This is a genomic window from Thalassospira sp. ABD4_177, from assembly GCF_056160125.1.
Map to the genome: position 1 here is coordinate 52,336 of NZ_JBSWWO010000004.1, position 12,202 is coordinate 64,537.

The 12,202-nt window shown below is 53.8% G+C and carries 12 protein-coding genes and 2 tRNA genes; 5 read left to right on the forward strand and 9 right to left on the reverse strand.

Annotation, left to right across the window (positions count from 1 at the left end; genetic code table 11):
* Positions 1 to 55 precede the first annotated feature (55 nt).
* Both ACXAF0_RS18180 and ACXAF0_RS18185 read right to left on the reverse strand, forming a co-directional pair.
* A complete protein-coding gene (locus ACXAF0_RS18180) occupies positions 56 to 3,022 on the reverse strand; it encodes a PAS domain S-box protein (RefSeq protein ID WP_475347242.1) in 2,967 nt (988 codons plus the stop codon).
* Positions 3,023 to 3,049: 27 nt separating this feature from the next.
* Positions 3,050 to 4,219, reverse strand: coding sequence for a GGDEF/EAL domain-containing response regulator (locus ACXAF0_RS18185; RefSeq protein ID WP_475347243.1), 1,170 nt, complete (start codon positions 4,217 to 4,219; stop codon positions 3,050 to 3,052).
* A gap of 133 nt (positions 4,220 to 4,352) precedes the next feature.
* Here ACXAF0_RS18185 and ACXAF0_RS18190 point away from each other — a divergent pair, with 133 nt between their 5' ends.
* From ACXAF0_RS18190 to ACXAF0_RS18210, 5 genes are all read left to right on the forward strand, one after another.
* Positions 4,353 to 5,609, forward strand: coding sequence for an acetoin utilization protein AcuC (locus ACXAF0_RS18190; RefSeq protein ID WP_475347244.1), 1,257 nt, complete (start codon positions 4,353 to 4,355; stop codon positions 5,607 to 5,609).
* Positions 5,606 to 6,052, forward strand: a complete 447-nt coding sequence (locus tag ACXAF0_RS18195; protein WP_475347245.1) for a DUF192 domain-containing protein — start codon at positions 5,606 to 5,608, stop codon at positions 6,050 to 6,052. The genes ACXAF0_RS18190 and ACXAF0_RS18195 overlap by 4 nt, the downstream gene beginning before the upstream one ends.
* A gap of 172 nt (positions 6,053 to 6,224) precedes the next feature.
* A tRNA-Pro gene (locus tag ACXAF0_RS18200) sits at positions 6,225 to 6,301 on the forward strand.
* A gap of 144 nt (positions 6,302 to 6,445) precedes the next feature.
* Positions 6,446 to 6,739, forward strand: a complete 294-nt coding sequence (locus ACXAF0_RS18205; protein WP_475347246.1) for an ETC complex I subunit — start codon at positions 6,446 to 6,448, stop codon at positions 6,737 to 6,739.
* 144 nt (positions 6,740 to 6,883) lie between these two features.
* A tRNA-Arg gene (locus ACXAF0_RS18210) sits at positions 6,884 to 6,960 on the forward strand.
* An 84-nt stretch (positions 6,961 to 7,044) separates the two neighbouring features.
* Here the strand turns inward: ACXAF0_RS18210 and ACXAF0_RS18215 are convergent.
* The 7 genes from ACXAF0_RS18215 to hisI all read right to left on the reverse strand — a co-directional run bounded on the left by ACXAF0_RS18215 (position 7,045) and on the right by hisI (position 12,102).
* Positions 7,045 to 7,680, reverse strand: coding sequence for a hypothetical protein (locus ACXAF0_RS18215; RefSeq protein ID WP_475347247.1), 636 nt, complete (start codon positions 7,678 to 7,680; stop codon positions 7,045 to 7,047).
* 104 nt (positions 7,681 to 7,784) lie between these two features.
* On the reverse strand, positions 7,785 to 8,108 hold the full coding sequence (locus ACXAF0_RS18220) for a HigA family addiction module antitoxin (RefSeq protein WP_475347248.1): 324 nt from the start codon (positions 8,106 to 8,108) through the stop codon (positions 7,785 to 7,787).
* The gene (locus tag ACXAF0_RS18225) at positions 8,108 to 8,386 is read right to left on the reverse strand and encodes a type II toxin-antitoxin system RelE/ParE family toxin (protein ID WP_475347249.1); all 279 of its coding nucleotides are present in this window, start codon (positions 8,384 to 8,386) and stop codon (positions 8,108 to 8,110) included. The genes ACXAF0_RS18220 and ACXAF0_RS18225 overlap by 1 nt, the downstream gene beginning before the upstream one ends.
* 99 nt (positions 8,387 to 8,485) lie before the next feature.
* Positions 8,486 to 9,139, reverse strand: a complete 654-nt coding sequence (locus ACXAF0_RS18230; RefSeq protein WP_475347250.1) for a YitT family protein — start codon at positions 9,137 to 9,139, stop codon at positions 8,486 to 8,488.
* A 207-nt stretch (positions 9,140 to 9,346) separates the two neighbouring features.
* Positions 9,347 to 10,177: an aldo/keto reductase gene (locus ACXAF0_RS18235; RefSeq protein ID WP_475347251.1), complete on the reverse strand. Its 831-nt coding sequence runs from the start codon at positions 10,175 to 10,177 to the stop codon at positions 9,347 to 9,349.
* 337 nt (positions 10,178 to 10,514) lie between these two features.
* Complete coding sequence (locus tag ACXAF0_RS18240) at positions 10,515 to 11,660, reverse strand: CobW family GTP-binding protein (RefSeq protein ID WP_475347252.1); 1,146 nt, start codon at positions 11,658 to 11,660, stop codon at positions 10,515 to 10,517.
* 43 nt (positions 11,661 to 11,703) lie between these two features.
* Complete coding sequence (gene hisI, locus ACXAF0_RS18245; protein ID WP_475347253.1) at positions 11,704 to 12,102, reverse strand: phosphoribosyl-AMP cyclohydrolase; 399 nt, start codon at positions 12,100 to 12,102, stop codon at positions 11,704 to 11,706.
* Between the last annotated feature and the right edge of the window lie 100 nt (positions 12,103 to 12,202).

The window sequence follows — 12,202 nt, forward strand, 5'->3', positions numbered from 1 at the left end:
CAAGTTTTGTGACATCAAAGCACAACAGACTGGCAAAACGAAATACGAGGAAGCCTCAGGTTTCTTCATGGACCTGATCAAGTGTCTTGCGCACGGCATTGGCCAACTCACGGTTCGTGTAAGGTTTGCTGATCAGCGGATAGACCGGTTTGTCCTCGGCGCGTTCATGCAAAACCCCGGCGGTAAAGCCCGAACAGGTCAGCACAGCCAGATGCGGGCGGAGTTCACGCGCCTTGTCGCCCAGTTCCAGTCCGTTCATGCCGCCTAGCATGACGATATCGGTAAAGACCATATCGATGTCATCGCGTTCTTCAACGATGGCGAGGCCTTCCTTGCCGCTGTGGGCGATGATGGTCTGGTAACCATACTCGCCAAGTACTGAGGCGGCGATTTCGGCCAGTTGCTGTTCATCGTCAACAATCAGCACAGTCTCGGTGCCATGTTCGGGCTCGGTTTCGCTGTCAAAGGCGGTATAGGGGGTCTTTTGACCCTCATCATCGGCAAATGGCAGGTAAATCCGGAACGTTGTGCCCAGCCCGACCTCGGAATAAAGCGAGATATAGCCACCGGATCGTTTGACAAAGCCATACACCATGGCAAGGCCAAGACCTGTGCCCTTGCCGCGTTCCTTGGTGGTGAAGAAGGGCTGGAAGATCTGTTCGGCGACCTCGGCTGACATGCCCTTGCCATCGTCACTGACGATCAGTTCGACGTAAACGCCTTCCGGGACTTTTTGCACGGCGGGGACCGTGACGGCATCAATATGCGAAACGCGTGTTTCGATGGTCAGTTGCCCGCCATCGGGCATGGCATCGCGGGCATTGACGGCAAGATTGATGATTGCGTCTTCGAAATCGCCGACATTGAGACGTACCGGCGGCAGGTCTTCCGACAGTTTCAGATCAAACGAGATTTTTGATGTGATCGATTTGCCAATCAGGTCGCGAAGTTCAACGAGAATATCGTTAATCACCAGGGCTTCGTTTTCCTCTGGCGCCTGACGTGAGAAGTTCAGCAAGCGCCGTGTCAGGGTGGCCCCGCGTTCAGCCGCTGTCATGGCCTTGCCGACGAACTTCGTGATCGGGGAGTCTTCTTCAAGCTTGCGTCGGGCGAGATCGAGGTTGCCGACAATGATGCCCAGAAGATTGTTGAAGTCATGGGCGACCCCGCCGGTCAATTGCCCGATGGCTTCCATTTTCTGGGAGCGGCGCAATTGGTGCTCCAGCGCGTGTTCTTGGGTCAGGTCGGTGATCGAGGCGATGAAATGGCGCCGGCCCTGCACATTCATTTCAGCAATGCCAAGGTTCATCGGGAAGATCATGCCATCCTTGGTCTTGCCCTTGACCTCGCGCCCCTTGCCGATGATTTGGGCGTCGCCTGTGCTGAGATAGTTTTTGATATAGGTGTGATGGCGCGAACTGTCCGGATTGGGCATCAGGATCGAGACGTTCTGACCAATCACTTCCTCAGCGCTATAGCCAAAGATCTTTTCGGCTTCGGGATTGAAACCCTCGATCACGCCGGTTTCATCGGCAAAGACAATCCCGACCGTGACACTTTCAAACGCCACCCGGAACCGTTCACGGGTTTCGATCAGGGCGGTGATGTCACGCCCGGTCCCACGATAGCCAAGGAAATTGCCAACTTCGTCATAAACGGGAACGCCAGAGATTGATATCGTCAGCACCGTACGGTCATTGAGCTGGACCTGATACTGGAAGTCACGAAATGGCTGATGCGCTTCGAGGAGCTCGTAATGTTTGCGCCATTTCGGGGTGTCGGTCGGCTCGGCGGCAAATTCGTCGCGTCGCTTGCCCTGAAGATTATCGACGTCGAAATTCGTAACATCTGCAGCACGGATGCTGGTGTCCTTGATGCGGTGATCTGTGTCGGTTTCCCACACCCAGTCAGACGCGGTCTTGGTAAAGTCGCGGAAGCGCCGTTCGCTGTCGCGCAGTTCGCGCTCTTTAGCTTTGAGCTCGGTGATGTCGGTTCGGACACCGGCCGTGCCGCCATCTTCGGTGCGTTGTTCGGAAATCAGAATCCAGCGGTCGCCCACCTGCTGTTCAACGCGGCTTTTGGGTTTGCGATGTTGTTCAAGACGATCGGCAAGCCAGATGTCCTCGACACCAACGGCATCGGGAAATGCACCGCGTGACAGGCCAACCCGCAGGATATGCTCGAACCTCGCGCCCGGCTTGATGGCGTCCGCATGGGTTTTATAGATGTCACGATAGACATCATTACAGATCACCAAGTGGTCTTCGGCATCAAACAGGGCAAAACCTTCGCTGGAAGATTTCAGGGCATGTTCAAGAACCCGTTGGGCGCGTTCGGATTCTTTGCGGGCTTGAACGGCCTGATCTTGCGCGCGCAGGGTGCCGTTAATCACGTGCATGATCTGGGAATAGGTATAGGTGGTGGCCACGGCAATGGCCGCGATCCCCAAGGTCATCAACATGATCGCGGTGTTTATGAACGGTGCGATCATCTCATCACGGGGGGCTTCGACAATGACGGCTACACCCATTTTGGGAACAGGGGCATAGGCAATAAGCAACTCATTGCCATGTTCATCAACAACCCATGTCAGGCCGGATTTGCCGTCCAGACCAGCAAGCATCGGTCGCGCGTAATCGGAACTAAGGGCGATTGCGACGCTGTGATCACGATCTTTAACTTTGGTTTCCTGATGAACAAGGATTTCAAGGCCTTCATTGACGCGTCGAACAATCAGAAGTTCTTCCGAACCTTCGAGTGCGTTTAGCGAACTAAAAGCATCCTTGACCTGCGACAGGGTTGTGGCAAATGCATCTTCCGTGTGATCGCTGGGCGCTGCGCGATAGTCATAAGCGGCAACGGCATTTATCAGTTCGGCATTGATTTCCGCAAGGCTCAGCATCGATGCACTGCGCCCTTTGATCATGTCCTTGTAGAGAACCTGCAGGCTTCCGACGCCAATGACCAGTGCGACCAGGATCATCGGTGTCAGGATTTTGACAAGGAGCAGGGGCTTGTTCATCAGCGTGCCATCAGTTGGATGTTGATCCTACGATAGGAAGCGTTCCTCGATCTCGGTTGGCGAAATGGGACGGGCCATGTGAAAGCCCTGACCGATTTCACAGCCCGTGCTTTTGAGCCAGTCATAGGTTTGCTGATCCTCGATCCCCTCGGCGACGACATGCATATTCAGACCATGGGCGAGGGATAGAGACATTTGTGCAACCGCCTGACATTCGCGGTCGGTCATGGCCTGACGGATAAAGGACTGATCGATTTTCAATTCGTTGAACGGCAAGCGCACCAGTTGCTGCATGGATGAATATCCGGTGCCGAAATCATCAATCGCCAGGCCAAAGTTCTTCATGCGAAGCCGGGTCAGGATATCCATATAAGAGCCGACATTCTCCATGATCGCCGTTTCGGTCAGTTCAATGACGATCTTTTCCGGGGCGATATCACGGGCCTTGATCATGTCATCAAGCTTTTCGGGCATATCAAGATCGACAACCGTACTCGGCGACACATTGATCGACATGGTGATGTCATGGTCGCGCCATCTCGCCATCTGCGACATGGCTTCTTCAAGGACATATTCTGTCAGCTCGTTGATCAGGCCGGACTCTTCGGCCAGCGGAATGAACAAGCCCGGATGGATCAGGCCACGCGTCGGGTGTTGCCAGCGCAACAGCGCCTCGACCCCTGCGATCTTGCCGGTCTCAAGGTCAAATTGCGGCTGATAGACGAGAAAGAATTCATGGTCGGCAATGCCGCGCCGCAGCCCTTGTTCCGTCGGCAGGGCCGAGGGCGGATGTTGCGGGCGATGCGCATGCGGAGTGAATTTGCCAAGGATGTCTTCAAGCTGATGAATGGTGAAGGGCTTTTCAAGAACGCCCAGTACTTCCATATTGCGCGCGGATGCCAGTTCAGATGCCGAATGCAGGATGGATTTGTCCTTGCCGCTCATCAGAACCAATGATGCGTGCGAGCGATTTTCATGCAGGAAGCGAATGATCTCGATGCCATCGAGTTTGGGCATGAACAGATCAAGGATGATGATGTCAAACGCGGTGGAGTAGGCGCGGACAAAGTCATCGGCATCCGAGACGGCGACCGCATTGTGGCCAATGGCAGTGACCGCATCCGCGACGAACTCGCTCATATCTGTTTCGTCATCAATGACCAGAATATTGATCTGATCGGCTTTGGGGATATGCAACGCAAGTCTCTCTATACGTCAAAAAGACCATAAAAATTGGCTTATAAGAATCGATATAGGGAGATTATCTGCCTGTATAAGGGGTGCCATCCTCATTTGAGGACATATTTTTGCAACTTCTGCGCGATGCGATTTGAAATTATGTGCGTTTATTGCGTTCGTCTCTGGGAAACAGGGCAAATCCGACCTTGCACAGAGCCGCGAAACCCGGCACTTCTCGGGATATGCCTGCATCATTATCCGGTTTGAAATGATGAACCTGCCTGATCACAGAAACCCGACAATCGCCCCGCGCATGATCGCGGCCGAGATTTATCGTGGGTCAAGCTATGGCCCGAAACACCCGCTGGCGATCCCGCGTGTGTCCCTGGTGGTTGACATGGTCCATGCGCTGGGGTGGGTGGATGAAACAACCTATTTGACCGGGCCGGTGGCGACACCCGATCAATTGGCGCGCTTCCATGCCCCGGACTATATCGCCGCCGTCATGCAGGCCGAACGTGATCAATCCTTGCCCGATGACATGATGGAACGGTTCGGGTTGGGCAAGAACGGCAATCCGATTTACCCGGAAATTTTCCGGCGTCCGGCAACTGCGGCCGGATCATCGGTGATGGCCGCCAATTTGATCCGCGATGGCGGCATCATGCATCACCCGGCCGGTGGGACGCATCATGGACTTCGCGACCGGGCTTCGGGCTTTTGTTACTTCAATGACCCGGTTTTGGGGATTTATGCCTTGCTCGATTCCGGGCTGGATCGGGTTTTATATGTCGATATCGACGCCCATCACGGGGACGGGGTGCAATATGCCTTTGCCGAGGATGAGCGCGTTTTGACCGTATCGGTGCATCAGGAAGACCTGTGGCCCAAGACCGGTGCAATCAGTGATATTGCCGGGGGCATGGCGCGCAACTTGCCGATGCCGGTCGGCATGCATGATGACGAGATGCGCTACGTCCTGTTTGAATATTTGATTCCTCTTGGATTAAGTTTTGCGCCGCAAGCTGTTGTTTTGCAATGTGGATGTGATACTCTTGCCGAAGATCCGCTGTCCAGACAGCTTTTGGGCAACCAGTCGATCTGGGAAGTCGTGGGGACGGTGACCCGATTGGCGCCCCGAAGTCTTGTTTTGGGAGGCGGAGGATATAGTCCATATGGCGTTGCACGCTGTTGGTCCGGGGTGTGGGCAAGCATTAACGGGATCGAAATACCTGATGTGCTACCCATCACAGTGGAAAATATCCTGCGTGTCATAAAATGGTCGCATAGTCGTGGCAGACAGCCAGCGAGTGAATTGTTTACCACACTTGCGGATCCATGGCGGGGTGGCGCCATCCGGGACGAGGTCCGGGAGCGCGTCAAAAGACTAAGAGGATATGGGGTATGAAGTCGTTCTTTCAGATGGCTTTGGTTGTGTGCTTTGTCAGCGCGGCGGTTGTTGCCGGGCTGAATGCAAAGGCAACCGGATTTGAACGGTCGCGTCTTCTTGTTGATGGCGAAGTGTTCAATGTCGAACTGGCCGTGACACCCGAAGAAAGGTCACGCGGCCTGATGTTCCGCACCGAAATGGCCAACGATGCCGGCATGCTGTTTGATTTCGGCAGCCCGCGCGACATTTCGATGTGGATGAAAAACACCTTTATCTCGCTTGATATGCTGTTCATTGACGCCAAGGGCACGATTGTCGGCATTGAAAAGCGCACGGTCCCGCAGTCAGAAACCATCATTCCGTCGCCAAGGCCGGTGCGTTTTGTGCTTGAACTGAATGGCGGGTCTTCGGACCGGATGGGCTTTGAGGTCGGTGAAAAGGTCGAAGGCCTGCCGCGTTAAGCCGGGCAGGCGGCGTAACACCTATCGCCAAATGATCAATCAGCAATAGCAAGGCCGCAGGTGATATCTGCGGCCTTTGGTTTTTGCGAAACTTGTTGCGCCATTTTTTCCATAAAAACGCGTAATGCGGTCTTGCCCGCCCAGCAAGATGGTGCTAAATCCACATCCGCGTCGGGGAGTAGCGCAGTCTGGTAGCGTACCTGCTTTGGGAGCAGGGGGTCGCGAGTTCGAATCTCGCCTTCCCGACCATTTTCCCCTTTTATCGTTTTCGGATGCCCAACGGGATTTCCAAGCAGCGATAAAAGGTGTAAAAGATGAATAGATAGCAGGGGTTAGAGAGGCCCGTTAAACTGCCATCACCATCTTATCCCGAAGGTCAAGACGAGGGTCCCGATGAAGGTCCGTGTTTACAAACCTGCCAAGAACGCCATGCAGTCCGGTCAGGCTGCGACCAAGCACTGGGTCATGGAATTTGAACCGGGTGCGAAAAAGGTTGCCGATCAGCTGATGGGCTGGATCGGATCCACCGACACCCGTGGCCAGGTCCGCATGTATTTCGAAACCCTCGAAGAAGCGCAGGCCTTTGCTGCCAAGCACAAGCTGACCGCTGACATCGAGATGCCGAAACCGCGCAAACTTCAGCTCAAGGCATATGCCGATAACTTCGCGTTCAAACGCGTTGTCTGATCTGAACGTTGCCACTGGCATCTGACCAAGTTCTCGGGGCGGATTTCCGCCCCGTTTCGTCTGACAGGGGACGTTAAACCCTGTGATCAATCGGGCAGGCGTCCAAGGCCATGTCCCGGGGGTAAGCAAACCACCCCACCCAGCGGTCCCTTAGCTCAACTGGATAGAGCAACAGACTTCTAATCTGTAGGTTGCAGGTTCGAGTCCTGCAGGGATCGCCATTTTCTTGCATAGCTATTTTCGTAGAGTGATGTGTGAACTTCGCTCAGTGAGCTGGTCCGAACAGAGAAATGTAAATTTGAGCACTATGCCCGCATCAACTGTTCGCGATAGGCGTCAATTTCTGTCTTGAAGGCATCGATCAGTTTTTGTGACAGTTGATTGAAGAAGTAACAAATTTGTGTTGTTTTACGCCATACAGATTGCTCATCCGATATGAGTATTTGGCTCATGTTTATCAGGGCGTTGCGGGCATCGCTGCAGGCGCTTTTAAGTTTTGGAGGGGAGCTGGGGTCAGATTGTACTCGGTGATATAATGTCTCGTGGTCGAGACATTTCCGAATATTATTCCATTGCGCGATCACATCGTTTAAATCGATTTCCGAGCCATTTTTGTGTTCGTCAGTTCGAGCTTCTATGAATGCTTGAATGTCGGCAATATTTTCCTGAATGCGTTCATAAATACCTAGTACGTCTTGCATTTTGACGTTGACCATGTCCTCGCGTTGAGCTTGTATCTGCCGTTGAGTGCCGTAAATGACGAATAGGCCCCCCATCAGGCCAAGTGCACCGGCAACTATACTTTCCCATTGGATAGATCGCCAGACGCGGCAAAAACCTGTTCCGCTGTTTAAGCATAGCGTATCTGCCCATATTGCAACCGTGATAACCAGAAGGGCTGCACCAAAAGACAAGCTCGCAAGTTTAGGTAAGTTTTTCATTGTATTGATCATGCATCTACGTGTGCGGCACGGTCAATACTCTGTATCCCTTACGGTTAGGAGTAAAAGGGGAACGAATAAAAGGAGACAGGTTTATTTTCCTCTCAACTTGCAGCCCGCTCTGGCGGATATGTTGTTTGAGGTTGCCAGTTTGCTTCGGCTTGTTCGCCATCCCACGCGTCGACGGCTGCTTGCAGGTTGACCCAGAAGGCAGTCGTTGTTCCCAATATTTTGGCAATGCGGGCTGCCAGAGAAGCATCAATCCGCACATGTCCGTTGATCATGCGGCTGAGATGTTTTTCGCTGATCTCGATATCCCGGGCGAAATCCTTTTGCAGGATTTTACGTGGCGCAAGGTAGTGTTCGCGCAAGATCACGCCGGGGGCGGTTGGCCTGCGATTACGGCGAACAGGGTGGTTCGTATCCATCAGTGATAATCCTCCAGATCAAGGATCACGATATCCTTGCCATCCAATGTAAAGGTTATGCGCCAGTTTCCCGAAACGCTCATGGCGTATTGTCCGGCCCGGTTGCCAATCAGGGGATGAAATTTCCTGACGCCCATGCAGTCTGCCAAACCTGAAATCGCATCAAGATGATCAAGGATCAAAAGTGCATTCTTCTGAAAGCGCTTGTCGACATGCCGCGACTGACCGTTTTCAAACAGTTCACGCAATCCTTTGTGTTTAATATCCTTGATTGGCAAATCAGTTCCTTTGCAGGAAGCACTATAAGATTACCAAAATGGTAATCCAGAATGCCGGTTCTGTCCAGTTTGATTTACCGATATGGCAAAGAGACTTAATTACCGCGCCGAGAAATACCGCCCCGGACGGTGATTGAGCGCGATGATCAGATTGAGGACGACGGCGCCGAGGATTGAGAGCAGGACCTTGTCAAAGGGCAGGGTCAGGAAGGCGCAGACGAGGATGACCATATCAACGGCGAGTTGGAAGTAACCGGCGCGGATGTTGAAATTTTCCTGCAGATACAGGGCGAGGATATTGACCCCGCCAAGGCCGGCGCGATGGCGAAACAGCATGAGCAGGCCAATCCCCATCAATGCACCACCGGCAACCGCGGCATAGATCGGGTTGAGGGTGTCGAACGTCACCAGCGTCGGGGTCAGTTTCGAGAAGGCCGAGACCAGAGCAACGGCGACGAAGGTTTTGATGGTAAAGGCCTTGCCCATGCGTTTGAACGCAAGCCAATAGAATGGCAGGTTGATCACAAAGAAGATCACGCCAAAGGACAGGCCGGTGGCATGTTCGATCAGAAGGGCCGCGCCTGCGGTACTGCCGGTGACAAGGATGCTTTCGCTGTAAAGCGTAACACCGAGCGACACCACCATGGTGCCAAGCAACAAGGCCAGAACATCCTCATACGGGCGATGGGCGATATCGTCCTTTTTGGGGGTGCTGGTGGTGGTTGCTGGTTCGGTTGTGTTTTCGGTGCTCATAAGCGAAATGCTGCCAGTTGGTTGATTGATAGGCCCTGACCCTCATTAAAAATACGCCCTTCGCAGGTGCGAAACAAGCTGTGCGCAAGAAGCGGGCGAAAATCGCGTGTTTTTAACGTGCGTGTATCCCCAAACGCAAAAGACCGACCCAAACGGGGCCGGTCTTGGTAATTTTATGCGTGTTTGAAATGGTGTGCTTTGCCGGGGTCAGGCAGCCTGATCCCATTTCGGGGCAAAGGATGGATCAATCAGGCGACCATCCGGTTTGGCGAGATCATGGATCGCGGCCATATCGCTTTCGGACAGTTCGAAATCAAAGATATCAAAATTGGCCGCCGCATTTTTCGGTGATCCCGATTTTGGAATGGCCATGACGCTGTCCTGTTGCATCAACCAGCGCAGCGTCACCTGAACAGCAGATTTTCCATATTTCTCGCCAATGGCCTTAAGCGTCGGGTCCTTCATGACGTTACCGCGCGCAATCGGGCAATAGGCGGTGAGCAACATGTCATGGCTGCGCACGCTTTGGAGCACCTTGGTCTGATCTAGATAGGGGTGGTATTCGACCTGATTGACCGTGAGCGGAATATTGGTCAGCGACACGGCCTGTTCGATCAGGGCGGTCGGGAAGTTTGAAATCCCGATCAGGCGTGTCATGCCGAGGTTTTTGACCTCGTTCAGGGCTGCCATGGTTTCTTCCAGTGGCACGTCATCGGTCGGCCAGTGCAAAAGCAGCAGGTCGACATGTTCAAGATCAAGCTTGCGCAAGCTTTCCATGACGGATGTCTGGAGATCACCGCTTTGGAATTTGTCGTACCAGATTTTGGTGGTGACGAAATAGTCGTCGCGCGCAAGGCCGGATGCCTTAAGGCCACGCCCGACGCCTTCTTCGTTGTGATACATCTGAGCGGTATCGAAATGACGATAGCCGATTTTGGCGGCCTCGGCGATCATGGTCGCGGCTTCGTCGTTATTGAGCTCATAGGTCCCAAAGCCAAGGGCGGGAATTTCAATACCCTGCCAGTTCCGGTAAATCATGCTGGTTTACCCCCTGTGAAGTTTGATTGTTGTGATTGTGCGGCGTCCCGGTGTCATGTGCAAATGACGATCCGGTGTCAGTTCGCCCGATTTGCGCCAGATTTAGTGCGCCTGTTGCAAAGCGCAACCTGTACATCAGGATGGTAAAAGCCGAACAATGGGGGGATTGGGCGCGAAAACCCGGCCTGCCGGGCAGAAATCAGGCAAAGAAAAAGGGCGACCATGGGTAATGGGTCGCCCGAAGTTCAGGACTTAGAGTGAGGCTGTATCAAGCCAAGGACGACATTGCCCCAATCAACGGGGCCAATCCTTGATGTGGCTCAAACGCAGTGGATTATTATTTGGCTGGGCTGTCGTCGCTGGTTTCGCTGACCGCGGCATTCAAATGATAGAGCGACTCACGGATCACCTGCGGGCCTAGATCCTTGGTGATGAAAACGATCTTGGATCGATGATCATCACTTGGCCAGGCGGGCAGGGATGCCGGCGGGTGAAACACATGCTGCACGGCGTGAATGGCGACCGGCGCATCTTCGCCAACCAGATTAAGGATGCCCTTGACCCGCAAAAGGCTTTCGCCACGCATCTGGGTGAAAATCTCGGCCCAGGTGACAAACGCATCCCAATGGATCGGTTCATCAAAGGTAATGCAGAAGGATCGGATGTGATCATCATGGCGGTTTACGTCATGGCTATGATCATGATGGTGCGTGTGATCATGGTCATGGGAATGGTCGTGCGCATGATTGTGGTCGTGTTCATGACCGTCATGATGATGATCGTCGCCATGCTGGTCATAGGCTTCATCGCGCAGCCATTTCTGCACATCCATGCTTTTGGTCGTCGGATCATAGAGCCCGGCATTGAAAAGCTTGTCGACCGCAATGTCGCCATTGACCACCGGATAGATCGGGGCGGCCGGATTAAGCGCGCGCAAGCGGCTTTCAAGAGCGGTCCGCGCGGCGTCATCGGCCAGATCGGCCTTGGTCATCAGGATGCGGTCGGCAACCGCGGCCTGTTTGACGCTTTCGGGATGGGTATCAAGCTGCCCCGTGCCATGAACCGCATCGACCGTGGTCACCACGCTATCCAGGCGGAACTTGGTGGTCAGAAGCGGGTCGGTCATCAGCGTGTGCAGGATCGGGGCCGGGTCGGCAAGGCCGGTCGTTTCAATGATCACCCGATCAAATGCCGGGATTTCACCGCGTGTGCGTTTGACAAACAGATCGCGCAAACCCGAAATCAGATCACCACGCACCGAGCAGCAAATGCAGCCCGAGTTCAGCAACACCACATCTTCGGAAACTTCGCGCACCAGAAGGTGATCGAGCCCGATCTCCCCGAACTCGTTGATCAAGACCGCGGTTTTATCCATGCCATCTTGGGTCAGCAGGGCATTGAGCAGCGTGGTCTTGCCGCTGCCCAGAAAGCCGGTAATGACGGTGGTAGCGATGCGGTCAAACTGTTCGTTGGAAAGGGCCATGATCAATCAGGTCTTGTATTAGGTGGGGCGAGAAAACCGGGGCTTATTTCTTGCCGTAAAGCTCTTCGGTCGAGACTTCCGGTTCGGAAATCACGACTTCCTCGCCGTCACGTGCGGCGAAATAGAAACAGTTGCGCCGCCCGGTGTGGCAGGCGACCCCGATCTGATCAACTTCGACCAGAATGGTGTCCATGTCGCAGTCATAGCGGAAATCGACAAGTTTCTGCACCTGACCAGAGCTTTCACCCTTGCGCCAGATTTTCCCGCGTGAGCGCGAGAAATAGCACACCCGGCCGGTTTCAAGCGTCTCAAGCACCGCATCGCGGTTCATCCACGCCATCATCAGGATTTCACCCGTGTCATGCTGCTGGGCGATTGCCGGGATCAGGCCGTTTTCGTTGAATTTCAGTTTGTCGGCAATCAATGCATTTGAGCCCGTCATGGGAAAGCTCCGGTCGATGGTGGTTGACTTTTGACGCTCGGCGCGTCAGAAAATGATATATTATAACATTTCATCAGATGCCACGGCTTTTTGAAATCGA